The sequence below is a fragment of the Burkholderia sp. 28_3 genome, from assembly GCF_003253915.1.
In the GTDB taxonomy this organism is placed as follows: domain Bacteria; phylum Pseudomonadota; class Gammaproteobacteria; order Burkholderiales; family Burkholderiaceae; genus Burkholderia; species Burkholderia cenocepacia.
On record NZ_QKZF01000034.1, the window covers coordinates 1 to 25,562 of the forward strand.

Genomic DNA, 25,562 nt, shown 5'->3' on the forward strand with positions numbered 1-25,562 from the left:
TTCATCGTCGTGGGTCCGTTCCGTGAGCTGTCTTCTAAACGTCCTCGGCTACGTCTGCGATGACCGCCGAGCCGAATAAATCAGCGTTTCCCTAGATCGGCACCGGTCGCGGTGCCATCCGCTTCGGTCCAGCCGAATGGCGGTTCTTCGATGTACGCAATGGTCACCTTCATCGCTTTCTCTCGCAAGCCGAAGAATCGATCAGGAATGCATCAGCTTACCGTGGGAAGTCGAGGTCCACTCAGCGTGGACAAAATTAATCCGGATGTAAGCAAGTTGGCGGCATTTTCCTGACGCGCCCGTCGATGCAGTCATCAACCCGAAACATCGAGGCCCGATGCGACTGGCGTTCTGGCGTGACGGCATGACCTGGCGCCACGCTATTCGACGCTATCCGTCACGTCCGTCATCCGGATCATGTGCGGCTTGATGCCGTCGTCTTCGACCGTCGCGGCCTCCTTCGGATGAATCAGCGCTTCGAGTCGCGCCTTCGTCGCGATGAACTCGGGCGTATTGACCTGCGAATAATCGCGCGGCCGCGGCACCGGCACTTCGATCAACTCCTGCACTCCGCCCGGATTCGCCTTCAGCACCAGGATCCGGTCGGCCAGAAAGATCGCCTCGTCGAGGTCGTGCGTGATGAACAGGATCGTCACGTCGATGTTGCGCCAGATGTCGAGCAGGTGCGTCTGCATCCTTGTCCGCGTCTGGGCGTCCAGCGCGCCGAACGGTTCGTCCATCAGCAGGATGCGCGGACGGTTCGCGAGCGCACGGGCAATCGCCACGCGCTGCTTCATGCCGCCCGACAACTGGTGCGGATACACGTCGGCAAAACGCGTCAGCCCGACGAGATCGAGCCACTGCAGCGCCTCGCGCTCGGCCGCGCCGCTGCTGCTGCCGTTCATGCGCAGGCCGAACATCACGTTCTTCTTCACCGTGAGCCATGGAAACAGCGTATAGCCCTGGAACACCATCCCGCGATCGGCGCCCGGCCCGTCGACCGGCTTGCCGTCGAGCAGCACGTCGCCGCTCGTCTGCGCGTCGAGCCCGGCGAGGATCCGGATCAACGTCGACTTGCCGCAGCCGGACGGGCCGATCACGCACACGAATTCGCGCCGGTGCGTGCGGAAACTGATGTCGTCGAGCGCGACGCACTCGCCCTGCGGCGTCGCGAAACGCTTGCCGACGTGTCGCACGTCGAGGATCACGTCGCGCTCCTTCAGCCGCGCGAAGCGCTCGCGCACCGCGTCGGATTGAATCAGGTAATCGGGGACGGCTTGCGGGTTCTGCATGATGCCCTCTGCGGAAATCGGTCGATGGGGACGTGGGAGCGGACGTCACGCTTTCAGCGTGCGGTCCCACGGAAAGAGCCGGCGGCCGAGCAGCCCGAGCACGATGTCGGTGCCGAGGCCGATGATCCCGATCATCAGGATTGCCGCATATACGTTGTCGAAATGCTGGTAGCGCGCCTGCTGGCTGATGTACCACGTGATGCCCGAACTCGTGCCGACCAGTTCGGCGACGATCAGGTAGGTCCACGCCCAACCGAGCAGGATCCGCTGATCGCGATACAGGTCGGGCAGCACGCCCGGAATCACGACGTGCGTGAGCAGCTTCAGCTTCTTCGTGCCGAGCGTCATCGCGGCCTCGAACAGCCCGTATTCGAGCTTGCGCGTGGTGTTCGCGATGATCAGCACCTGCTGGAACAGCGTACCGATCACGATGATCGCGATCTTCGGCGCGTCGTAGATGCCGAGAATCGCGACCATCAGCGCGCCGAACGCCGGCGCAGGCAGGTAGCGGAAGAACTCCAGGAACGGCTCCTGCAGCCGCGCGAGCGCACTGAAGGTGCCGCAGACGATGCCGAGCGGCACGCCGATCGCGGACGAAATCACGAAGCCCCAGAAGATGATGCGGATGCTGTGCCACAGGCTTTCGTGCAGCCACACGCCGTCGCGCGACGCGGGCGGCGTCGTGAACGCCGTGTAGAACGCGCGCAATACCTGGTGCGGCGCCGGCAGGTAGACCGGATTCGCGCGCTCGCCCTCGGGCACCGCCGCGTGCGCCGCACGCGCATGCGCGAGCTCGTCGTCGAACACGTCGCGGTCGATCTGCATGCCGGTCTGGAAATAGTCGACGCTGCCCGGATTCGTGATGCGCATCTGCGGATGCCAGACGAACGGGACGTAGCTGATCAGGCACCAGACGGCGAACGGCAGCAGGAAGGACGCCAGCCCGAGCGTCCATTGGCCGCGCGTCGTCAGCTCGCGGCGCACCGCGAGCCAGCCGGTCGTGTTGCGGGTCGTTGTCATCGGAATCTCCGTATCGTTTCGGGTGCCGGTCGCGCGGATGCCGCGGCATCGCGCGACCGGGCGTTCATTGCAATGCGCCGCTGGCTGCCTGCGCGCGGTATGCCCGCCAGCCGCCGAACCGCGTGATGTCCTGCGCATCGTCGAGCGCCACGCTTTCGCACAGGAAGCCCTGCACGCGCGTACCGTCGGCGAGCGTCAGCGTGCCGATGCCGAGCGGCGCCGCGATACCGGCGACGAAGCTGCCGTACGCGTCGACCGGCATCTCCCAGACCTCGACCGCGATCGGTGCGCCATCGTTCGGCACACGCACGAGGCCCGGTTTCGCGACACCGCCGCTTGCTTCCGCGGACAGCGCGTAGAGGCGATAGGCCGGCGCGGTGGTGGTCGCGGTGACGAAGCGCGCGCCGCGCTGCGTGAGCTGCCCGTTCAACGGTTCGCCGCGCAGATGCGCGCCGACGACAGCCACCCGCACGACACCCGCGGCTGCGACACGCGCCGACACTGTGGCCGCAGGCGGCCGACCGTCATCGGCAGCGGCAACGCCGTCGCCCCACGCGTGTGCGAGATCGAGCAGCCGCGCATCGTCGTGCGCACGCCCGACGAACGTGATCCCGAACGGCAAGCCCGCATGCGGCCCGGTCAGGCACGTGCCCGCCGGCATCGCGATCGCCGACAGGTCGAGCAGGTTCACGAAGTTCGTGTAGTAGCCGAAGCGCGAATTGATCGCGATCGGATCGGCTTCGAGCGCATCGACGGTCGCGGTCGTCGCCGAGGTCGGCATCACGATCGCATCGAGGCCGTCCCACGCGCGGGCTGCGTCGACGCGCAGCGCCGCCAGCCGGTCGAATGCGGCGAACGCGTCGGCGGCGCTGAAGCGCGACGCCCCGCCGACGATTTCGCGGATCACCGGATGCAGCGCGTCGGGCTCGCGCGCGGCGAATGCGCCGATCGCGGCGAGCCGCTCGGCGACCCACGGGCCGTCGTACAGCAGCCGCGCGGCGGCCAGGAACGGTGCGAAGTCGATCTCGACGAGCCGCGCGCCGGTCGCGCGCAGCCGTTCGAGCGCCGCGACCCACGCCGCGCGATACGATGCGTCGCCGAAGAATTCGAGCTGATCGGCACGCGGCGTGCCGAACCGCACTTGCCCGAGCGGCCGCGCCGGCTGTGCCCGCAACCCGTCCGCACCCAGCAGCGGCTGCCATGCGCGCCCGTACGGATCGCCTTCCGTCACGCCGTGCGCAGCGGCGAACACGACGCGCGCGTCGTCCGCCGAACGCGCGAACACCGACACGCAATCGAGCGACCGGCAGGCCGGCACCACGCCGAGCGTGCTCAGCACGCCCCGTGTCGGCTTGAGCCCGACGAGCCCGTGGAAGGCGGCCGGCACTCGCCCGGAGCCGGCCGTGTCGGTGCCGAGCGAGAACGTCGCGACCCCGAGCGCGACGGCCACCGCCGACCCGGAACTCGAGCCGCCCGACGCGTAGCGCGGGTCGAGCGCATTGCGGCACGCGCCGTAAGGCGAGCGCTGCCCCGAGAGCCCGGTCGCGAACTGGTCGAGATTCGTCTTGCCGACCGGAATCGCACCGGCCGCGATCAGCCGCTCGACGACGGGCGCGCTGCGTGCCGGCGTGTACGCGTAGGCGGGGCAGCCGGCCGTCGTCGGGATGCCGGCGAGGTCGATGTTGTCCTTGATCGCGAACGGCACGCCGTACAGCGGCAACGACGCGATGTCGCATCCGGCCAGCGCGTCGGCGTACGGCATCATCTCGTCGCGCGTGAGCGGCCGGATCCACGCATGGTGCGGGTCGCCCGCATCGAAGTGCGCGGCGATCGCGTCGACGAGCGCAGGCGGCGTCAGGTCCCCCGCCGCGTAGCGGGCGCGCAGCGCGGCAATCGCATGCACTCCGCGCAGGATCGAGCGTTCCGTCGTGCTCATGCGACCTCCTCGGCGGCGCCCGCCTTCATCACCATCAGCCGCTGGCCGGCCACCACCGCCATGCCGGGCGCGCAATCGATCGTCTCGATCGCGCCGTCTTCCGTTGCCGTCACCGCCACCTCCATCTTCATCGATTCGACGATCGCGACGACCTGCCCCGCGCTCACGCGCTCGCCGGCTTCGACCAGCACTTTCCACACGCTGCCCGACACGTCCGCGGCGATCGCCCGCTGCGTGTCGTCGAGGGCGCCCGCTACCCGTTCCGCTTGCGCATCGCCCGGCTCCCCCTCGCCGACGTATTCCGCATGGCCGGCCACGCGCCACCGCTCGCGCTCCGCGTCGAACGCGGCCTGCTGCGTCGCCTTGAACGCGGCGATCGACTCCGCCTCGTCGTGCAGGAAGCGGTTGTAGGCGCGCAGGTCGAACACCGATTCCTCGATCTTCAGCGTCGCGCGGCCCGCGATGAAATCCTCTCGCAGCGCACGCAGCTCGGCCTCGCTGACTTCGTAGAAGCGGATCTCGTCGAAGAAGCGCAGCAGCCACGGCTTGCCGGCCTCGAATTCGCGCGTGGTGCGGTGGCGATTCCACATCTGCACGGTGCGGCCGACGAACTGATAGCCGCCCGGCCCTTCCATCCCGTACACGCACAGATACGCGCCGCCGATGCCGACCGCGTTCTCCGGCGTCCAGGTGCGCGCGGGGTTGTACTTCGTCGTCACCAGCCGGTGCCGCGGATCGATCGGCGTCGCGACGGGCGCACCGAGGTAGACGTCGCCGAGCCCCATCACCAGATAACGCGCATCGAACACGATGCGCTTCACGTCGTCGATGCTCGCCAGGCCGTTGATGCGCCGGATGAATTCGATATTGCTCGGGCACCACGGCGCATCGGGCCGCACCGACTGCATGTAGCGCTCGATCGCGACGCGCGTCGACGGGTCGTCCCACGACAGCGGCAGATGCACGATGCGGTTCGGCACGCGCATGTCGGCCACGTCGGCGAGTTCGCGTTCGGCGGTCTGCAGATGCGCGAGCAGCGCGGCAAGCGGTAGCGTCCGCGCGTCGAACTGCACCTGAAGCGACCGGATGCCCGGCGTCAGGTCGAGCATGCCGGGCAACCGGTGCGCGTCGAGCCAGCCCATCAGCGCGTGCACGCGAAAACGCAGGTTCAGGTCGAGCACGAGCGGCCCGTATTCGACCAGCACGTTGCGATCGCCCGAGCGCCGGTAGACGACCCCGATGCCGCCGCCGGCCGACGGATCGCGATGCAGCACGCAATCGTCGAACGAGCCGGATGCAGCCGCGGCAACGTCATGTGTCGCCTCCACGACCGCGGCAGCCGGTTCCCCGGCCGATATTCCGGACGACACGCCCGCGCGCACGAACTGCACGGTATCGCCCGGCCGCAACTGCCCGAGCTTCCACAACTCGTCGCGCACGACCGTCACCGGACAGACGAAGCCACCGAGGCTCGGCCCGTCGGGGCCAAGGATCACCGGCATGTCGCCGGTGAAATCGACGGCCCCGATCGCATACGCGTTGTCGTGGATGTTCGATGGATGCAGCCCCGCCTCGCCGCCGTCCGCACGCGCCCATCGAGGCTTCGGGCCGATCAGCCGCACGCCGGTGCGGCTGGAGTTGTAATGGACGGTCCACTGCGTGCCGTACAGCATCGCGATGTCGTCCGGCGTGAAGAAATCCGGTGCGCCATGCGGACCGTCGAGCACGCCGAGCGTCCATGCATGCGTCAGCGCGGGAATGTCGGCCGCGGCCAGCGTCGCGCCGGCATCGCCACGCCCCGCTTGCGCGTGCAGATGCAGCACGTCGCCCTTGCGCAGCGCGCGGCCGGCATGGCCGCCGAACTGGCCGAGCGTGAAGGTCGCCTTGCTGCCGAGATAGTCGGGCACCTGCAGCCCGCCCTTGACGGCGAGACACGCGCGCACGCCCGCGCCCGTCACGCCGCCCAGCTTCAGGACCGCGCCCGCTCGTGCGCGCACGACCTGCCAGAACGGCGCCGCTTCGCCGTCGAGCGTGGCCGCGAGCGGCGCACCGCCGAGCACGAACAGCGTCGCGGTATTGAAACGCAGCGTCGCGCCGACCATCGTGAATTCCAGCCCGGCCGCGTCACGCGGGTTGCCGAGCAGCGCGTTAGCAAGGTCGAATGCGCGGTCGTCCATCGGCCCCGACGGCGGCACGCCGACGCTCCAGTAGCCGACCCGCCCGGGGGCCTGCTGAACGGTGGTCTGCACGCCGCCGTCGAGCACGTCGATCGTATGCGGCGCGAACGCGAAGCGCGACAGGAAGGCGGTCGTCGGCGCGCCGCGCGCGAACGCGTCGGAGCCGACGACGGCACGCAGGTAGTCGAGATTGGTCTCGATCCCGTACAGCTCGGTCTGGTCGAGCGCGGCACGCAGCGCGGCCAGCGCGTCGCGCCGCGTGTCGCCGCGCACGATCAGCTTCGCGAGCAGCGGATCGTAATGCGCGCTGATCTCCGTGCCTGCCTCGATCCAGCCGTCGACCCGCACGTTGTCCGGAAACGCCACGTGCGTGAGCAGCCCGGCGCTCGGCTGGAACTGCTTGTGCGGATCCTCCGCATACAGCCGCACCTGGATGCTCGCGCCGCGTGGTGCGACGGCGAGCGTGTCGAGCGGCGGCAGGTCGCCCTCGGCCTGCAGGATCATCCATTCCACGAGATCGACGCCCGTCACGGCCTCGGTCACGCAATGCTCGACCTGCAGCCGCGTGTTCACTTCGAGGAAATAGAACTGTCGCGTGCTCGCGTCGAACACGAATTCGACCGTGCCGGCCGATGCGTAGCCCACCGCGCGGGCGAGCCGCACCGCGCTCGCGTGCAGCGCGTCGCGTTCGGCGTCGGTCAGGTCGGGCGCGGGGGTTTCCTCGATCACCTTCTGGTTGCGCCGCTGCACGGAGCAATCGCGTTCGCCGAGCGCGAGCGCCCCGCCGCGACCGTCGCCGAAGATCTGCACTTCGATGTGTCGCGCATGTTCGACGAACTTCTCGAGATAGACGCCCGCATGCGCGAAGTTCGCGGCGCCGAGCCGCACGACGGATTCGAACGCCGCGCCGAGCTGCGCGGCATCGCGGCACAGCGACATACCGATGCCGCCGCCGCCCGCGGTGCTTTTCAGCATCACCGGATAGCCGATCGCGTCGGCTTCGGCAAGCGCCGTCGCGACGTCGTCGAGCAGTCCGGTGCCGGGCAGCAACGCGACGCCGTGCGCGGCCGCGAGTTCGCGGGCGGTGTGCTTGAGGCCGAACGCGCGCATGTGTTCGCCGCGCGGCCCGATGAAGCGCAGGCCTGCGGCTTCGCATGCGTCGGCAAAGGCGGCATGCTCGGACAGGAAGCCGTAGCCGGGGTGCACGGCCTGCGCGCCGGTCTCGCGCGCGGCGGCGAGGATCGCCGCGACGTTCAGATAGCTGTCGGCCGCCGGCGCGGGCCCGACGCGTACGGCTTCGTCGGCGAGCGCCACGTGGCGCGCGTCGCGATCGGCATCCGAATAGATCGCGACCGATGCGATACCGAGGCGCTTCAGCGTGCGGATCACGCGGCAGGCAATTTCGCCGCGGTTCGCGACGAGGACTTTGGCGAATCTCATGTTGCCTCCTGCAGCGAACGTATCGGCCCGGAGTAACGCTTCAGCGCGTACTCCGGCTCCATGCCAAGCAAGTGCGCGTGGGGGCCGTTCATTCCGCCTCCCACACCATCAGGCGCACGGGTGTCGGGTTGTAGCCGTTGCACGGATTGTTGAGTTGCGGGCAGTTCGAGATCAGCACCGTGACGTCCATCTCCGCACGCATCTCGACGTACTTGCCGGGTGCGGAGATGCCGTCCTCGAACGTGAGCCCGCCGAGCGGCGTGACGGGCACGTTCATGAAGAAGTTGACGTTGCCGACCAGGTCGCGCTTGGTGAGCCGCGCGCCGGCGCCGCACGTGCAGTGTGCGATCGCGTTGAGGAAGCTGTCGCGGCAGTTGTGCATGTAGCGCTTGTCGAGCGCATAGCGCACCGTGTTGCTCTCGGCCGCGCACGCGCCGCCGAGCGTATCGTGACGGCCGCACGTGTCGGCGACGATCGTCGCCATCGGGTTGCCGTGGTTCGACACGAGCACGCTGCCCGCGCTCAGGTACAGGTTGCGCTGCGCGCGGATCGTGTCCTGCGCGCTGTAGCGCTCTTCGGGATCGTCGGTGCGGTAAAACAGCGTGTCGACGGCCTGGTTGCCTTCCAGGTCGAGAATGCGGAAGATCTGCCCGCGCTTCAGGTCGTGCAGCCACGGGTCGCCCGCGTTCAGCGTGACGTCGTGGATCGCGTCGCGCGGATCGAGACGGCTTTCGGTGATCGGCATGGTCTCGCTCCTCATGCGAACAGACGGTCGGTGTTGGCGAAGCCGCGCGTGTTCTCCGCGCATGCGCGCCGGCACGGGTCGTCGTCGGGCGCGGCGCCGTCGGCCGGATACGCGCGGTACGCGATCAGCTTCACGGCTTTGGGCGCATAGTCCGGACGCGGATCGAGCGGATGCGGCGCGGTCGAGAACGCCGCGAGCGTGTTCATCTCGAAGCGCAGGTCGAACGTGCTGCCGGCCGGCGAATGGCCGGCGACGAACTCGAGCGCGCCGTCGTCGCGCGTGTCCAGCTTGCTGAAGAAGTTGACGTTCGCGGCGAGGTCGCGCGCCGACAGTCCGTATTTCGCGAGTTCGAGCACGAGGCTGTCGCGGCCGTTGCGGATCATCGCGTTGCGATCAGCCTGGTACGACGACGTGCCGTACTTGTGCGCGAACAGCCGCGCATCGCCGACGCCGCCGAGCGGGTCGTGCCAGCCGAGCGTGTCGGCCGTGATCGACGCGATCACGCGGCCCATGTCCGTATACAGCGCATGGCCGCGCGTGAGATGCGCGGTGTGCTGCGCCTTCAGCGTGTCGGCCATGTTGTAGCGTTCGAGCAGGTCTTCCTGGCGATGAAAGACGGCGGAGAGGTTCGCGCCGCCGTCGACGTCGACGATGCGCAGCGCGAGGCCGCGGCGCAGGATGCCGGACCAGTGGGTTCCGGCGGGAATCAGCGTTTCCCACGCGACGTGCGGCGGCGGGGCAAGAATGGCTTGGGGGCTCGGCGACATGGCGGCTCCGGGGTCGGTTGATAAAAGGCGTGAGAGGGCGACCGAACGACATCGCGACCTCCCGGGCTTTTATCCCTCCGTGGAGCCTCGCCGTTTCCTCTCATCGAGGCGAAGGCAAGACCGGATTGCTCTCGGACCAGACATCGCACGGCACATGCCGCACGACCGGAACCCTAGCGATCCTGAAGATGATGCAAATTGCTTCGCACCTCTCGAGCGTCGAATAAGCGAGTTGCGTGCCAGGCGCTGCCCAATGACCACACGACGCGGCTCGGCGGCGCGATGATGCATGGCATCCGAATGGCGGACGCATTTTCTTGCCCTCGCGGCGGGCGTGCGGCGCACCATGCGCACGCAACCGCGCACCGGCGCAGTGCGCGTCGCGTGCTCGCACACTGCGCGCTCCGCGATGGCATGGCTATTGCTGAATCCGTGCACCGTCATCTCACGCACGATCCTTCATGAACAAGCTCGACCTGCTCCGACGCGTACTGCACGCGCTGTTCGCCGCCCGTTTCATCGAACTTCAGCGCCCCTTGCGCCGACGTTGAATCGGATGGCCGCGTGCCATTGGCACGCTTCTCGCTCGGCATGACGCCGAGAGGTGCGGCGGCGTCGCATCTTAGGGGTGCTAGGGTTCCGGTTCATCGAGCGTCTGGTCCGAGAGCAGCCCGGCGCGGGTTCATCCGTTCGCGAGACCGGATGCGCACGCGCTACACGGCGGGACAAAAGCCCGGGAGATTGGCGATGGCAACGGCCGTCGCGCCTCTCCGTGGCCGCCTCGTTCGTTCCGCATCCGCAGGAACCGGCCATGCAGTCGGAACGTGTGCTCACGCACGATCCGTATCGACGATCCCGATCCCGGTCTCCTGGAGAACAACGATGACCCGTCCCGCCCCGGCGTTCCGCCGCCTGCCGTCCTTCCGTTTCATCCGTCATACATTGGGCGCCGCCGTTGCGGCCGCCACGCTATGGGCGGCGCCTGCCGCGCAGGCTGCCGCACCGCTGAAGATCGGCTACAGCGACTGGCCCGGCTGGGTCGCCTTCCAGGTCGCGCTCGACAAGGGCTGGTTCAAGGAGGCCGGCGTCGACGTCGATTTCGAGTGGTTCGATTATTCGGCGTCGCTCGACGCGTTTTCCGCAGGCAAGCTCGATGCGGTTGCGGCGACCAACGGCGATGCGCTGGTAACAGGCGCGTCCGGCGCGAAGAACGTGATGATCCTGCTGACCGACTACTCGGCCGGCAACGACATGATCGTCGCGAAGCCGCCCTTGCGCACCGTCGAGGCGCTGAAGGGCAAGAAGGTCGGCGTCGAGCTCGGCCTGGTCGATCACCTGCTGCTCGAAACCGCGCTGCAGAAGCACGGGCTCAAGGACGGCGACGTCACGCTCGTGAATGCGAAAACCAACGAGTTGCCGCAGGTGCTCGGTTCGTCGGCCGACATCGCGGCGGTGGCCGCGTGGCAACCGAATGCGGGCGAGGCGTTGAAACGCGCGCCGGGCGCACGCGCGATCTTCACGTCGGCGGATGCGCCGGGGCTGATCTACGATGCGATCACCGTCGCGCCGGCGAGCCTCGCCGCGCGCCGGGCCGACTGGGCGAAGGTGGTCAAGGTCTGGTATCGCTGCGTCGCCTACATCAACGATCCGAAGACGCAGGCCGATGCGGTCAAGATCATGTCGGCACGCGTCGGGCTCGCGCCGGCGCAATACCTTCCGCTGCTGAAGGGCACGCATCTGCTCGACGAAGCGGCCGCGAAGCGCGCGTTCCGCAAGGGCGACGGGCTCGATTCGATCTACGGCTCGACGCGCAACGCGAATGCGTTCAACGTGCGTAACGCCGTGTACAAGCAGTCGCAGGACGTGGACGCGTATATCGATCCGCGGCTCGTCGACGCGCATTGACGGCGGCGCGCCTGCCGGCGCGGCGACGCGCCGGTGGTAACGCCGGTCGATCGTCTGCTCCGGGGTAACAAGCGACATGGCGTGTCCATGTCGTGCCAATGCCTCGTACGTCATCGACCGCCGTGTCCCCGACGGGGACGCTTACGCGAAGGGGAACGGGCCCTCGAAGTGCCCCACGTAACACAAGTGGGAGACCGCTGGCTGACCTCGACCTGCCCAGCGATGCAGCATGTATGCAGGGGGTTCGAGAAAAGAAGCGGGCTGCGCGTCCGCTTCAACGCGCAGCGCAATCTGAGTGGTCGTGCTCGGGCAGGTGAGTACCGGAACGCGCCCAAGACGCGTCTGCATCGACCGGTGGACGTGCCCGGCAAGAATGCGATCTACGTTGCTATGCCGCGCAAGAACCGCGGCAAATGCCTCCGCATTTCGCAACCCGTAGATGTCGAGATAAGGAATGCCGGTCATGAACGGTGGATGGTGCATGACGATAACCACCGTCCGATTGCGATGCTCGGCAAGTTCAGTGTCGAGCCACACCAGGGTTTCGGCGTCCAGTTCACCGTGATGTAGCCCTGGAACGGAGGTGTCCAACGCCACGACGCGTAGTTCGCCCACGTCCAGCGCGAACGAGAGTGCGCCCTCGTCCGGAAGCCACGCGTGATCCGGGAACGCGGCTCGCAGATTGCCACGGTCGTCGTGATTACCCGGCAGAACCACGAACGGTCGCCTCAACTCGACGAGCAGTTCGCGAAGTTTTCGATACTCGTCTTCGGTGCCCTCGTCCGTCAGGTCGCCGGAGATGACGACCAGATCTGGCTCAGGTCGAATGCGGTTCAGCGAATCGACGGCTGCCGAAAACATGACATTGGAATCCACGGCGTCTTGATACAGGACGCCGTGAGGCCGGACATGAATATCGGAAAGTTGTGCGATGACCGTCACTCAGCGCTCCGTTGGCTTTGACCTGCCCGTACATCGATCGAGGAGATTTTAGGCCGGACAAAATTCGCCCATCGACAGAGGCTTTCGGTGACAACGGTCGTGCGCCACGCGCGCTCAATCGTGCGTCAGCGTGGCTGATTCGGGTTGGCAAGCAGACGCAGACGCCGGGTGGCGAAGCACGCAAGGCGGCTTCTGGCCGGTAGCGGCCTCTCGCCACCGCCGACCGCAAGCCCGACGGCGAATCATCCCCCGGCCCGCGCTTCCCGCTTCATACACGTCTCGGCAGCCGCACCGCAAACACGGTTTCCGTCTGATCGGAGCGCGCGTCGATCCGGCCGCGATGCGCCTTGGCGATTTCCCTCGCGATGAACAAGCCGAGCCCCAGGCCGGCATCGTCACCCGTCCTTCCCTGACGCTCTTCCCCGCGCTCGAGCGGATCGAAAATGCGGTCGAGCATGCGCGGATCGATCGCCGGCCCGCTGTTGCCGACCTCGACGAACACTTCATCGCCGGTCGTCGTGGCCACCACCCGCACCGGGGTATCGCGCGCGCCATACTTGATGGCATTGCCCACCAGGTTGCTCAGCAACTGCTGCATTCTCTGCTCGTCCCACTCACCCCGGAGATCACCGCGCATATCGACGGTAATTTCGCGATCCGGATGACCGGCCCGCAACTCGTCCACCACATTGACGAGCACGTGCGCGAGATCGATATTGCGGGGAACGACGTTGATGCCCAGCCCGAGCTGGGTTCGATTGAAATCGCAGAGATCGTCGAGAAGGCCCTGCATGCGGCCGCCGCTTCGGATCAGCCGAGCGGCGGCCTCCGATACGGCCTCGCCCGCATTGAGGGCGGCAAGATACGACGCCGTGAGCTGGATGGTCTGCAGCGGCGTGCGCATGTCGTGGCTCAGCATGCCGAGCAGCAAGTTGCGCGCCTGCTCGACCTGGTCGGTAAAGAAAGCCACGGATTCCGCCAGCGCTTGGTCGATCGCTTCGTTGAAGCGAATCATGTCGCCCATATCAGGCGGCGCCGGGTGACACGCATCGATCCACAGCCGCAGCACACTGGCACGCAGCGCCCGATACTCGGCTGCCAGCTGGTTGATGTTGAAACCCCGCCGGGCGCGCAGAACGGCATGCGTCTGGGCGGCCGTCTCGCTGGCGTTCGCCGGCTCGGGCGCGCGCCCCAGGGATTTCTCGTGCTGCTCCTCCCTCGTTTGCGGCGTCGCGATGTCCTTGGCGACGGCGGTCAGGATCTCGCGCGCGTGGTCGCGTAGCCCCTGCGAGTTCATGTGCCTCGCGGCCGGTAACAACGTGGCGGCAAACGCTTCCCACTGCACCAGGATCGGTTCCATGTTCCGTACGATGAAATCAGCAAGACGCATGTCGCCCCTCACAACGGAATGAACGGTGAACGCTTCTGTCGAACCGCACGATATCACTGAACAACGGCGTTATCCGACGATTCGATCACCGCCGTCGTCATTTCCGGCCGCGTGGGCGGTGAATGCCCGGCGGCCAGGGCCCGGCGAACCGAACGATTCCCGATGCGCGATGGTCCTTTTCAGGGCCGAAGGAGGCTTCGATTCGCACGCTCGTCACGTCGGGCGGCTAGCATCGCCGATAATCGATGCGCGTCACCCCCGTTCAACCGGACGCCGCCTTTCGGTTGCCGCGGCACCGGCAGCACGAACCTTGCTCCGCGCCCGTTCGACTTCCATCCGACGGTGGAGTCGGCCGCCTCTTCCCGCCACGGCCGGCCGCCCGCACGAAACCGCACATGCCCAGGAAAAAATCCAGCCTCTGGTTACGGCATCTCGAACTGTTTTCCATCGCGACCGGTGCGCGGCCGAAGAAGCGGGCCGGCAAGCCGCGACCAGCCACCCAAAAAGCCGCCAAAAAGGTCGTTCAACGCACCATCAAGCCGGCCGTCGCCGCCCCTGCCGCCAAACGGACGGGCACCGCGCCCGCCGCACGCGCGCCGTCGGTCGAGCTGCCCGGCACCTGGCTGCGCTCGTTTCATTCCGCCGGCCCGAGCGCCGGCCGGCTCGTGAACCATCTTGCGTATGCGCTGTATCTTCCCGCCGCACCCGCCAAGACAGCAGGCATGCCAGCCATCGTCATGCTGCACGGCTGCAAGCAGACCGCCGAATCGTTCGCCGCGGGCACGCGCATCTGCCGTCTGGCCGAGCGAGCGGGGTTCGCCGTGCTGTTTCCCGAACAGGCCAAGACGACCCATGCGCACCGCTGCTGGCACTGGCATGGCGATGCGACCGAGTCCGAAGCCGCGGCCGTCGCATCGCTGGTCGACGCCATCGTGCGGCGCCACGGCTTCGATCGCGACCGGATCTACGTGGCCGGCCTGTCCGCCGGCGCCGGGCTCGCCGCGGTGCTGGCGCTCCGGTATCCCGACCGTTTCGCGGCCGTCGGCCTGCACTCCGGCCCGGCCATCGCGCCGCCGTCGTCGACGATGGCCGCGATGAGCCTGATGCGTCGCGGGCTCCGCGACGATCCGATCGCCGCGCTCGACGCGTGCGCCGACGTCGCGTCCTATCCCGGCATGCCGGCCCTCGTCATCCACGGCGCGCTCGATACGGTCGTGACCGACCGGAACGCGACGCAGCTCGGCATCGCGTTCGCGCGGCTCAACCGGCTCGTCGACGAACACGGTGCGATCCGCGTCGGCGAGCAACGCAGCTACGCGCAGGACGATGCGGACTACGTCGATTATCTGAAGGGGGGGCGGCTGGTCGTCAGGGTGTGCATCGTCCGCCGGCTGCCGCATGCGTGGAGCGGCGGGGACCCGAGCGAGCCGTTCCATTCCGCCAAGGGGCCGGACGCGACCGCGATGTTCTGGCATTTCTTTCGTCGTCAGCGCCGCAAGCGATCGGCGTGACGCACGACGCTCGCAGCGGCCGCTCGCGAACGGCCGCCGTCATGACGTCAAACCCGCTGCTCCAGCGCTGCGGCGTCCGCGCGGTCGCCGGCACGCCGAACCGGCAACCGTATCCGGAAGGTCGTGCCGCGCCCCGGCTCGCTGGTCACGTCGATCGCGCCGCGATGACGCTCGACGATGCCGTGCGAGACCGACAGCCCGAGCCCCGTGCCCTGCCCGACCGGCTTCGTGGTGAAGAACGGATCGAAGATCCGCCGCACGACGTCGGGTGTCATGCCGGCGCCGGTATCGCTGATCGCGATCGACACCTGTTCGCCGTCGCTCGACGTGCGGATCGTGATCACGCCGCGCTCGGGAATCGCCTGCGCGGCGTTGACCAGCAGGTTCATGAACACCTGGTTCAACTGCGACGGCAGGCATTCGACGTGCGGGACGTCGCCGTAATCGCGCACGATGTCGGCCTTGTACTTGAGCTCGTTGTGAACGACGTTGAGCGTGCTCTCGAGGCCCGCATGGAGATCGACCACGCTCCATTCGTCGCTGGCCGGGCGCGAGAAATCGCGCAGGTCCTGCACGATGCGCCGCACGCGCAGCGCGCCGTCGATCGATTCGTCGATCAGCGTCGCGATCTCGTCGCGGACGTAGTCGAGATCCGCCGCGCGGTGCGCGGCCGTCAGCGCGTCGCGGGTGGCCGGATCGAGCTGCGACAGCGCGGCTTCATGCGCCGCGACCACGTCGAGCAGGCTGCGCACCCACGTCTTCAACGTGTTGAGGTTCGCGCTGACGAAGCCGATCGGATTGTTGATCTCGTGCGCGACGCCGGCCGCGAGCTGGCCGATCGACGCGAGTTTTTCGGACTGCAGCAACTGCTCGTGCGTTTCCTCGAGCGCATGCAGCAGGCGTCGCTGCTCGTCCTTCTCCTGTTCGAGCAGCGCGTGCGCGGCCTTGCGCTCGTCGATCTCGGTCGCCATGTTCTCACGCGTGCGTTGCAGCATCTGCGTCGTCTGCTCGTAGCTGTGCAGCGCGCGTTCGAGTTCGCTGGTTCGCACCCGCACGAGCCGTTCGAGCGTATCGGTCATGCCGCGCAGGAAAGTGGTGCGCGCATCGAAACGGCACACGAGCAGCGTGACGACCAGCGTTGCCATCGTAAACAGCGCGACGGTCGTCGCGAGCCACGGCGCGTCGACGCCGTTCGCGGCGCCGCACCGCGCGTCCGGGGCGAAATGCGCGGCCGCCATCGCCGTGTAGTGCATGCCGGTAATCGCGATGCCCATGATGGCGGCCGCGCCGATGCGCTGCGCGGTCGCGTGGCGCGCCTGCCGCATGCGCAACGCCTGCGCGATCCAGAGCGCGGCCGTCGACGCGACCACCGCGATGCCGATCGACGCGGTGAACAGCGCGGCGTCGTAGCGAATGCCAGGCTGCATGTGCAGCGCGGCCATCCCCGTGTAGTGCATGCCGGCGATCCCGCCGCCCATCAGCACGCCGCCCGCGCACAGCCGCCGCCAGCCCAGCCGGGCGCGCGTGACGACGTTCAGCGCGAAGTACGACACGAGCACCGCGATCGCGAGCGAGGCGCCCGTTTCCTGCCACGCATAGCCGAGCGGCACCGGCAACGAAAACGCGAGCATGCCGACGAAATGCATCGACCAGATTCCGGTGCCCATCGCCGCCGCGCCGCCGCCGAGCCACGCGCGCTTGAGCTTCGGATTGTCGAGCAGCGAAATGAACGCGGCGAGGTCGAGCGTCGTATAGGAAGCCAGCGTCGCGATCGCGAGCGACAGCAGGACGAGCGGAAGGTTGTAGATGCCATGCATGATCGGGGCGCCCGCAACGAGTTGAATGCAGCGTCGCGGTGCGGGCGGTCGCACGCCCCGCGGTCGTCGTCCGGTCGACGTTCGATATCAGGCCGGCGGCGCCCCTCCATTGGGTGCGTGCGCCTGCCCGGCCGGACGGGCCAGCACGAGAATGTCGAACGGCGTGCCCTCGCGCGTCTCGAAGCGGCGCACGAGCTCGATCTGATGCGCGGACATCACGCTGCCCTTCGTCATCAACAGCACGCCGCGATGCGTGCGCAGATCGTCGGCGAGCTCCATCCCTTCGCGCAGTTGCGCCGACCGGATCTCCGCGACGGACGCCGCGATGCCGAGGCTCGCTGGATCCCGCATCAACTCGATGAAGCGCGCGACCAGTTGCGGGTCGTAACGCACGTTCGCCTGCGAACGCAACACGTCGATCGCCTGCTCGATCGAATGCGGCGCGCCGATTTCGCCGTGGCGCAGCCCTTCGAAATCGCGCGCGATCGCGACGATCCGCGACCCGACCGGGATCGCGTCGCCGACCAGCCCGTCCGGCGTGCCGCGGCCGTTGAAGCGCTCGTACTGGTGCAGCACGATCGACGCGACCTTGTGCAACTGGGCGACCGGCGTCAGCACCATCTGCGCACGCAGCGGATGCTCCTGGAACACGCGGTGCTCGTCGGTCGTCATCCGCGCGAGCGGCTTGTGCAGCAATTCGTCCGGCAGCGACAGCTTGCCGATGCCGTGCAACAGCCCCGCGAAATAGACGTCCTGCGCGTGCAGTTCGCTCATCCCGGACGCCAGCGCGAGCCGCCGCGCGATCTCGCCGACCCGCATCGCATGCCCGCTCGCGGCCCCGCAGCGCAGCTCGATCATGCTCGCGCACACCTGAACCATCGCGGTGAAACTGCTTTTCAGGTCGCTCTGCGCCGCTTCGAGAAACATCACGGTCTGGCCAAGCTCCTCGGTGCGCGCGCGAACCTGCGTTTCGAGGTCGGTATTGAACCGGCGCAGCGCGTCGTTCTGCGCTTCGGTGAGGGCCGCCAGCCGCGCCGCTTCGCGACGCAGACGGCGCTGCTCCAGCGCCTGCTCGATGGTCAGCAGCAGGTCGTGATCGTCCCACGGCTTGTTCAGGTAGCGATACACGCCGCCTTCGTTGACGGCCTGCACGACCGACGCGATCTCCGCATAGCCGGTCAGCAGGATGCGCATCGTGTCAGGGTACAGCGCCCGCGCGCGCGCCAGGAATTCCGCGCCGCTCATGTGCGGCATCCGCATGTCGGACACGATCAGGTCGATGTCGGTCGACGCCAGGATCTCGAGCGCGGCCTCGCCGCTGTCGGCCGTCGCGATGTCGTAGCCGGTGGGCCGGAATACGCGCCTGAGCGCCGACAGCACGTTCGGTTCGTCGTCGACGAGCAGGATCGACGGTACGCGGGCCGCTTCACCGGATGCCACCGCGGTGTCGGACGTTTCGGGCGACACGGCATTCAGGTCGTTTGTTGCAGATGTCGTCATAATCGGCCTCGGATCAATTATTCACGCCCTCTCTGCGACATCGGCCGGCCCCGCGTTTTCCACATTGGTGGAAACGCTAATACGTGCGTGTCGATTTCATTCGGAATCCATCACGCGAGCGCTACGTCGTCGCCGTGCCCGGTTCGCGCCGGTAGTAGATGTCCCATTCCGCTTCGCCGGTTCGCACGAAGCCATGCCGTTCGTAGAAGCGGTTCGAGTCGCTGCCGCGCAGCGCGCCGACGTGAACGGGCATCCGGTGTTCGTCGGCTTCGGCAAAAATCTCGCGCAGCACGGCGGCGCCGATGCCCTTCCCCTGATGCGCGGGCACGATGTACAGATGGTCGAGCAACCAGTGATCCGCCCTCGGGCGAAGCGTGTAGAACCCCGCACGCGAATGGTCGACTTCGACGAAACGGCATCGCGCCGGATCGAACGACGCGAGAAACCGCTCGCGCGCACGCTGCGGATCGAAACGGCCGATGCGCTCGAGGCTGTCGCGCATCGCGGCGATGCGGATCGCGACGAGCGCTTCGGCGTCGGCGTGCGTGACGGGGACGAAGATCAGGGGCATGGAGCTGACGCGATTGACGCGATGCGTGGGACAGTGTCTGATGTGCCGCTACCGACGATGCAGCGTTGCCTGACCTTACCCGATAAAGGATCGCGCGCAAAGCGAGCGGTCATCCAGCCACCGCTCGCCTCGCTCTGAACAAAATTCCCGAACAAAACGGTCTTTCGGTTTGTCCGGATAAGCGCCCGGCAAACGAGCCGACGAGATCGGCTCGAGGAATAAAAAACGCTGGCCAGTGAACTGGCCAGCAAATTGGTTCTGGCGATCCGAGGTTGGTGCGTGCCAGAACCACATGCATTAGACGGCCTGCGCGTACAGACGGACGGGCTCGTCAGACGACCGCGTCCCGAGAATCGGAGCGGTCCCGGACCGCGCCCGCGCAACAATCTGTGATCGCAGTTCAGGCCAGGCTGGCGGAGGCGATCAGGTCTGCCCGCGCGCCCGGAAACGCGAAGACATCGTCGCGATTCGGCACTTCCCACGTTGCGATCGTCGCCGCCGTCGGAAGATAGTCGGGATCAGCCGACGCGACCCCGACCCACACGCCTTGCGACACCTGTTTGCCATGGAGATAAAACTGCAGCTCCCGGCCACCGCGTTCGCAAGTACACCTGATTCTCCCCACCGATTGGCCCAAGCCTCTGATCCGTGCGACCTGGTTGCGATCCAGTTCGAACATGGCACTCATCACCCCGTCGCAATCGCCGATGCCGAGCATGTTGCTGTCATCGGTGAATGTCCACGACGGATGCGGCGTGCCTAAGCGCAGCATGAAAAAATCTGCGGACGCTGAACCAACCATCATCTTTCTCCGGCAAAAAATACGTCGTCCTACCCACTGAAACTCGACAAGAACGCGCGCTCGTCCAGTCTTGTTCTCCTCTCGGCGCCTGGATGGCCGAGCGGGCGCCCCCCAATGCGTGACATTCGCCGGGCGCGACATTGAAAAACGCCCGCCGCCCGTCGCTTCCGAAGCACCTACACGCTTGCCTGACGCGTCACGATTTCCGCGGCCATGTCGTCTGAACCGGAAAGCCTCACCGCGACAGCGGCCGCCGTCGTGCTCCCGTACACGTTGAGCGCGGTTCTCCCCATGTCGAAAAAGGCGTCGACGCCCAACAGCAGCAGCACCGCATCGGCCGGCAACCCGATCGACGTGAGGACGATGGTGATGGCGACGATCGCCCCGGACGGCACATTGGCCGCTCCGTCGATGGTGATGATCGTCAGGATCAAGATCGTGATCACCAGCGGCCAGGACCAGGCCAGGTGGTACGCGTCGGCCAGATAGCCGACCGCAAGGGCCGTATAGAGCACGGCGCCGTCGCGATTGAAAATATAGGCGAGCGGCAAAATCGTGGACGCGACGCCGTACGGCACACCCAGTTCAACCAGCTTCTTCAGGTGCAACGGGTAGGTAATTTCGGACGAACGCGTCGTGAAACCGAGGATCAGCGGTTCCTTCACCTTCCTGAGAACGGCGACCGGCGACTGACCGGCAATGCGAATGACGATCGTGAGTACGACGGCCAGCACCGCCATGCCGAGATAGGCCACGCCCAGCAGTTCGATGAGCGAGTGCGCGCCGGTAAAGCCCTTGGCCGCCAGCAGTTGCGCGATCGCGGCGAAGATCGCGAGCGGCGACCATGCGATCACCCACTGGACCATCTTGAACAGCCCCGACAGCAGCGCCTCGAAAACGGCGATCGCAGGCTCCGCACGCTCCGGTGCAGCCGCCAATGCCGCGCCGAAAATGACGCCGAAAACGAGCACCGGCAGAGAATTCCCCGCGGCGAGCGCCGCAACGATGTTCGCGGGAATCAGGTCAACGAGAAACTTCGTCCAGTCGATGCTGGACGCGAGCGCTGCCGGCATCGATCCCGACTGCGCCATGCTCGCACCGAGCCCCGGTCGAAATGCGAAGTTGAGCAGCAGGCCGAGCGACGCAGCCAGGCCGGTCATCAACACGAAGAAGGCGATACTGGACAGCGCGACCTTTCCAAGCCGCTCGCGAAGCTTGCCCGCGCGAAAGACACCGACCGTGACCGACAGGAAGATCAACGGCATCACGACCATCTTGATCGCGTGGCCGAACATCGTGCTCAAGAAGCCCAGCTTCGCGGCAAAGCCCGGAGCAAGCACGCCGCAAGCGGCGCCCAGGACAAGTCCGCCAAGCATTTGCATCGGGAGGGAAAGCCCTTTATTTTTCGTGTTCATGCCGCGCCTTTAGCAGTTTTATCCGTGCCGGCGTACCGTCAACGATGTGGTTCCACATGTGCTGACGCGCCAGCTCGCCGTTGTTCGCTTCGATTGCCTGAAAGATGTGCAGATGCTCGATCGTGCCGCGCCGGACGGTTTCGGCGTCGCCACGCGGGAGTTCGTTCAAGGCGAGCGTCTGGGCCCGCAACAAACCATACGCCGACGAGATTCGAACGTTCCGTGCGGCAGCGAACAGCTCTTGATGAAACACCCAGCCGATACGTTGCTCGAGCATGATGTCCGCGACGTCCCGGTCGATCAGTTCCCGCATCTTCCCCGCCGCCTCGCAAAGACCCGGCGTGACGCCCGATCTCGCGGCAAGAAACGCCGCGGTACTCTCCAGCGCCAGCCGCATTTCAAAAATTTCGCGGAGATCGCTCGTCGTGGGCGAGGCAACATAGGTTCCACTCTTTTCGATGACGACGACCAGCCCTTCGGATTCGAGCAAATGCAATGCGCTGCGCACCGGCATTTGGCCGAAACCCAGTTCGTCGGACAGGCCGCGGTGAGATACTTTCTGTCCAGGCGCAAGGCGGCCGTCAAAGATCCTCGATCGGATCTCGTCGTAGGCAAGCTCTGCATCTGTCGAGACTTTCGACGTCATCTGTGATCGCAGTTAGCGTATGATTGGAAAAGAAGTGGCGGATAGGAAATTACCCTTACCGGCAATATCCGGCAACTGCTAATTTTGCGAGTGGGTATACCGAAAGAGAACTGCAAGAAAATCTGCGTCACGAAAAGAGCCGATAATTATATGATTTCACAAGATGTGCGCTTTACCATCTGTGCCGTCCGTGCGGAAGAAACCTATCCCCTCAGGGCCGCCATCCTGATGGCGGGAGATGAGGAAGGAAGTGCTTTACACGGCGATCTCGCCCCCACGACAACGCATTTTGCCGTTCGCGATAACGATACGATCGTTGCCGTGGCATCGGTGTGTAAAGAAGCACAATCCGGCGTTTCCAACGCCGGGGCCTGGCGCCTGCGCGGCATGGCCGTCCATCCGTCGGTACGCGGGCTCGGGTTCGGACGCCTGCTGGTCAATCTCTCCCTTCGCCATGTACGCGAACAGCATGGCACGCTGCTGTGGTGCACGGCCCGCGAGTCGGCGTATCGATTCTACGAAATGCTCGGCTTTAATCGCGATCCGGTGCCGATTTCAATGCAGGGCCGCGACGACATGAAATTCTATCTAATGCAGCGTGAGATCGAATGCTGAGTTTCGTCTGCGACTGGCGTTCGGTCGCAATCGCAACCTGTAAGGTACTGGTAGCTGATCCAAAAACAGTGCGACACACGAAAGCTCACGCGCGACTAACGCGCAACATTCAATAATCTCCTTCTCCGTTTCGATTATCGCAATCGACGCGCAAATGGACCGGTTACCGAGCACCACGCTTGGTGACCGATTTTCCGCGATGGCTTTCGGCTTCTCGAACGGACCTCATTCGACCGGCGCCGCGCAATCAGCGAGCTCTGCCGACCGGTACTTTCCGCCCCCGATTGTCGCCCATCGCGGCCGCCCCTTTCAGTCGGATATCGTCCTCCGCCACATAGCGCGCATTCGCTTGCCCTTGTCGAGATCATCGGCATGATGGCGCGGACATCGACAGCACGTCGCCCTGATGGCAGTTCCTATAAGGGAAACTCCGTAAGGCGCGAGGTCATCAAACGAGATTAACTTATATCAAACTAATTTTGACGGGAATTTATGTTCCTGATATGGTTTTTCCACCTGCAAAGTGCGACCACGTTGCAGGGGCGTGGCGCGCGCCGCGGCAGCACGGCTGAAGCGACAACGTAGCAAGGCAGCAGCTTTCGTTCACGTCGTGGCACCACGATCGTTCCAATCGAGCGGGTGCCGGATCGCTCTGGCAATACGGCGTTCTCCACACAAGATTGTAAGGATCACGAAATGAGTGAATCTGGTCCGCCGCTCTGGCGAATACGACGCTGACCGTCGCGACCGAAACGATGCGCAAGCCGTGCGCGTCACCTGCATTCGAATACAACAAAGCCGTTTCAACCCATCCCGAAACCCACTCCTGACAGTGAAATGCAGATGAAAAACAAGAAAATCAACATCAGCGTTATCGCGGTTGCCGCCTTCGCAGCATCGTCGGCAGCAATGGCGCAGTCGTCGGTCACCCTGTATGGCATGCTCGATGCGGGCATCGGCTATACGTCGAACATCAATGGTCACAGCCGGTTCGGCCTCGATGGCGGCGCCGCCGGTTCGAACAAGTGGGGCCTCAGGGGGCAGGAGGATCTCGGGGGCGGTCTCCAGGCGGTATTCAAGATCGAGAATGGTTTCAACATCGGCACCGGCGGCATCGGCGGCCAAGGGCCGATCGGCACCACGCGTTCGCTGTTCAACCGCCAGGCCTACGTCGGCCTCGCGTCCGAACAGTACGGCGCACTGCGCATGGGGCGCCAGCTCGACGCCGTGACGGAGATGGTTCAGGCCCTGACGGGTGACGTCATTTCGGCATCGACCTTCTCGACCCCGGGCGACGTCGACAACAACGACAACACGACGAACCAGAACAACGCCGTGAAGTACATTTCGCCGATCATCCACGGCTTCCAGGCTGAAGGCGCGTACTCGTTCGGCGGCGTGGCCGGCGCAACGGGTTCGGGTCAATCGTGGTCGGCGGCCGCGACCTACGCTCAAGGCGGCCTGACGGTCGCCGGCGGCTACTTTCGTGCGGTCAACCAGGGCGAGAACGGCTGGTTGAACGCAACGGCACAACCGAGTTTCGGGGGTGCGCTCGGCTATCCGAGTTCGGGCTACAACGGCGGCAATGCGTTCAAGAGCGCGGGCATCGCGCAAATCGCCGCGCAATACCAGGTAGGGCCGTACACGGCCGGCCTGCGCTACTCGAACGCCCAGTACCACGGCAACGATGGCCAGCCTTCGATCCACTTCAACGTGCTGGGTGCGCTGCTGCAGTACCGGGTCACGCCGGCGCTGTCGCTGGCGACCGGCTACACGTATGTGTACGGTTCCGCGGCCACGCCCAAGCAAGCGGCCGAAGGTCGCACGATGGCTTCGATCAACCAAGTGTCGCTGGGTGCCACGTACTCGTTGTCGAAGAGCACCGCGCTGTACGCGATGGGGGCCTACGTTCACGCGAAGGGCGCGCAGGCGTCGGCTGCCGACTTTGGCAACACCTCGTCGGGCGGCAACCAGGTGCAGGTCAACATCGGCATGTTCCACGGCTTTTGATCGCCGACTCGCCGGTCCGGACGAGTGGGCGCACGACGCCGGCGACGAAGGCTTCCGCCAGTTTCGTCGCCCCTTGCCGCCCGATCTGACCGGCGAGCCTAGCCACCCTCCTGGCTCGCCATGCCTTCCATCCATTCCTCGAACGCGGACACCGCCGCCTCGTCGGCGCGATCGGCGTTCGTCACCAGCATGTAGTCGTCGGCACGCCATACGGGCGCTGCGATGGGACACACGAGGCGCCCCTCCGCGAGATCGCGCCCGATCAGCGGCAGCGACGCCAGCGCGACGCCGAGCCCCTCGATGGCCGCGCCGAGCTGAAGATTCACATGATCGAATTCGACATGGCGCGCCGCCCGCAGATCGGCAGCCCCCGCTTCCTTCAACCAGTGCGACCACGCGGAGCGCGTCGTGGCCGAATGCAGCAGGGTGTGATGACGCAGGTCGGCCACGCTCTGTATCGGATGCTGGCGCAGCAAGGCCGGATTGCAGGCCGGCACGCGCAGGTCGGGCATCAACGGCCGCGATACGACGCCCGCGCCTTGCTCGGGACCGGAACGCACGCCGATATCGAAAGCGTCGGCGACATAGCGCAGCTTGCGCGAGGTCGTCGACACCCTGACGTCGATGTCGGGATACCGCGCATGAAAATCGGCGAGCCGCGGCAGCAGCCAGCAAAGCGCGAAGCTCATCGGCACATTCACGCGCACGACCCCCGATATCCGCTGCGTGAACGTGTTGTGGCGCAGCCGCACCACCGCGGTGCCGAGGCGCTCGAACGCGTGGCTGACGTCGTTCAGCAACGCGGCTCCTTCGTCGGTCAGCACGACACCGCGCGGACGACGGTCGAACAACGGCAGGCCGAACCAGTCCTCCAGCAACCGGATCTGCTTGCCGACGGCCCAGTGGGTGACATGCAGTTCCGCCGCGGCCCCCGCGAAGCTGCCGTGCCGCGCGACCGCATCGAACGCGCGCAGCGCATTGAGCGGAGGCAACTCCCCGCGGTGCGTCGCAGCATCCCGGCTCTCGTTCATGACGTGACTTTTTCTCTCCATTGACGCGAT

General features: G+C 66.2%; 19 protein-coding genes, 1 pseudogene and 2 riboswitches. Of the genes and pseudogenes, 4 read left to right on the forward strand and 16 right to left on the reverse strand.

Translation table 11 applies throughout. The annotated features are described in order from the left end of the window. Positions 1-92: 92 nt before the first annotated feature. The 7 genes and pseudogenes from DFS13_RS36430 to DFS13_RS36460 form a co-directional block, all read right to left on the reverse strand. A pseudogene (locus DFS13_RS36430) lies at positions 93-173 on the reverse strand (amino acid ABC transporter substrate-binding protein); the annotation flags it as partial. A gap of 207 nt (positions 174-380) precedes the next feature. Beyond that, complete coding sequence (locus tag DFS13_RS36435) at positions 381-1,292, reverse strand: ABC transporter ATP-binding protein (protein ID WP_111442786.1); 912 nt, start codon at positions 1,290-1,292, stop codon at positions 381-383. A gap of 45 nt (positions 1,293-1,337) precedes the next feature. Beyond that, positions 1,338-2,312 (reverse strand): ABC transporter permease, encoded by a 975-nt coding sequence (locus tag DFS13_RS36440; protein ID WP_006485545.1) that lies wholly within the window; start codon positions 2,310-2,312, stop codon positions 1,338-1,340. A gap of 64 nt (positions 2,313-2,376) precedes the next feature. Further along, positions 2,377-4,248, reverse strand: coding sequence for an allophanate hydrolase (atzF, locus tag DFS13_RS36445; RefSeq protein WP_111442787.1), 1,872 nt, complete (start codon positions 4,246-4,248; stop codon positions 2,377-2,379). After that, entirely contained in the window at positions 4,245-7,865 is a 3,621-nt protein-coding gene (uca, locus tag DFS13_RS36450; RefSeq protein ID WP_111442788.1) for an urea carboxylase, read from the reverse strand. Before uca ends, atzF begins: the two co-directional genes overlap by 4 nt. 88 nt (positions 7,866-7,953) lie before the next feature. Further along, the gene (locus DFS13_RS36455; protein ID WP_006498062.1) at positions 7,954-8,610 is read right to left on the reverse strand and encodes an urea amidolyase associated protein UAAP2; all 657 of its coding nucleotides are present in this window, start codon (positions 8,608-8,610) and stop codon (positions 7,954-7,956) included. An 11-nt stretch (positions 8,611-8,621) separates the two neighbouring features. After that, positions 8,622-9,377 (reverse strand): urea amidolyase associated protein UAAP1, encoded by a 756-nt coding sequence (locus DFS13_RS36460; protein ID WP_111442789.1) that lies wholly within the window; start codon positions 9,375-9,377, stop codon positions 8,622-8,624. A gap of 56 nt (positions 9,378-9,433) precedes the next feature. After that, positions 9,434-9,565: riboswitch (guanidine-I (ykkC/yxkD leader) on the reverse strand. Positions 9,566-9,997: 432 nt separating this feature from the next. Continuing rightward, a riboswitch (guanidine-I (ykkC/yxkD leader) is annotated at positions 9,998-10,119 on the forward strand. Positions 10,120-10,259: 140 nt separating this feature from the next. On the opposite strand from DFS13_RS36460, the gene DFS13_RS36470 reads away from it, so the two are divergent. Next, positions 10,260-11,282 carry an ABC transporter substrate-binding protein gene (locus tag DFS13_RS36470; protein WP_111442790.1) on the forward strand — a complete coding sequence of 341 codons (1,023 nt, stop codon included), beginning with the start codon at positions 10,260-10,262 and terminating at the stop codon, positions 11,280-11,282. Between the two features lie 141 nt (positions 11,283-11,423). On the opposite strand, the gene DFS13_RS36475 is transcribed toward DFS13_RS36470, so the two are convergent. Together DFS13_RS36475 and DFS13_RS36480 are read right to left on the reverse strand one after the other, a co-directional pair. Continuing rightward, positions 11,424-12,224, reverse strand: coding sequence for a phosphodiesterase (locus DFS13_RS36475; protein ID WP_111442791.1), 801 nt, complete (start codon positions 12,222-12,224; stop codon positions 11,424-11,426). A 268-nt stretch (positions 12,225-12,492) separates the two neighbouring features. Further along, positions 12,493-13,614: a sensor histidine kinase gene (locus tag DFS13_RS36480; protein WP_060214077.1), complete on the reverse strand. Its 1,122-nt coding sequence runs from the start codon at positions 13,612-13,614 to the stop codon at positions 12,493-12,495. 395 nt (positions 13,615-14,009) lie between these two features. Here DFS13_RS36480 and DFS13_RS36485 point away from each other — a divergent pair, with 395 nt between their 5' ends. Beyond that, on the forward strand, positions 14,010-15,125 hold the full coding sequence (locus DFS13_RS36485) for a PHB depolymerase family esterase (RefSeq protein WP_006498058.1): 1,116 nt from the start codon (positions 14,010-14,012) through the stop codon (positions 15,123-15,125). Between the two features lie 47 nt (positions 15,126-15,172). Here the strand turns inward: DFS13_RS36485 and DFS13_RS36490 are convergent, their stop codons facing one another. The 6 genes from DFS13_RS36490 to DFS13_RS36515 all read right to left on the reverse strand — a co-directional run bounded on the left by DFS13_RS36490 (position 15,173) and on the right by DFS13_RS36515 (position 21,876). Continuing rightward, the gene (locus tag DFS13_RS36490) at positions 15,173-16,942 is read right to left on the reverse strand and encodes a histidine kinase (RefSeq protein WP_111442792.1); all 1,770 of its coding nucleotides are present in this window, start codon (positions 16,940-16,942) and stop codon (positions 15,173-15,175) included. An 87-nt stretch (positions 16,943-17,029) separates the two neighbouring features. Then, complete coding sequence (locus DFS13_RS36495) at positions 17,030-18,442, reverse strand: HD domain-containing phosphohydrolase (protein ID WP_006498056.1); 1,413 nt, start codon at positions 18,440-18,442, stop codon at positions 17,030-17,032. A gap of 121 nt (positions 18,443-18,563) precedes the next feature. Beyond that, positions 18,564-19,013 (reverse strand): GNAT family N-acetyltransferase, encoded by a 450-nt coding sequence (locus tag DFS13_RS36500; protein WP_034203987.1) that lies wholly within the window; start codon positions 19,011-19,013, stop codon positions 18,564-18,566. 400 nt (positions 19,014-19,413) lie between these two features. Then, on the reverse strand, positions 19,414-19,818 hold the full coding sequence (locus DFS13_RS36505; protein ID WP_006485531.1) for a hypothetical protein: 405 nt from the start codon (positions 19,816-19,818) through the stop codon (positions 19,414-19,416). A gap of 173 nt (positions 19,819-19,991) precedes the next feature. Next, positions 19,992-21,230: a dicarboxylate/amino acid:cation symporter gene (locus DFS13_RS36510; protein ID WP_166677948.1), complete on the reverse strand. Its 1,239-nt coding sequence runs from the start codon at positions 21,228-21,230 to the stop codon at positions 19,992-19,994. Then, positions 21,214-21,876, reverse strand: coding sequence for a GntR family transcriptional regulator (locus tag DFS13_RS36515; protein ID WP_006485559.1), 663 nt, complete (start codon positions 21,874-21,876; stop codon positions 21,214-21,216). The genes DFS13_RS36510 and DFS13_RS36515 overlap by 17 nt, the downstream gene beginning before the upstream one ends. Positions 21,877-22,026: 150 nt before the next feature. Between DFS13_RS36515 and DFS13_RS36520 the strand changes: the two genes are divergently transcribed. Next, complete coding sequence (locus DFS13_RS36520; protein WP_034203986.1) at positions 22,027-22,491, forward strand: GNAT family N-acetyltransferase; 465 nt, start codon at positions 22,027-22,029, stop codon at positions 22,489-22,491. A gap of 843 nt (positions 22,492-23,334) precedes the next feature. Beyond that, the gene (locus tag DFS13_RS36530; RefSeq protein ID WP_006485558.1) at positions 23,335-24,501 is read left to right on the forward strand and encodes a porin; all 1,167 of its coding nucleotides are present in this window, start codon (positions 23,335-23,337) and stop codon (positions 24,499-24,501) included. 98 nt (positions 24,502-24,599) lie between these two features. Here DFS13_RS36530 and gcvA read toward each other — a convergent pair whose 3' ends face one another. Continuing rightward, positions 24,600-25,532, reverse strand: a complete 933-nt coding sequence (gcvA, locus tag DFS13_RS36535) for a transcriptional regulator GcvA (RefSeq protein ID WP_006485586.1) — start codon at positions 25,530-25,532, stop codon at positions 24,600-24,602. Positions 25,533-25,562: the final 30 nt, after the last annotated feature.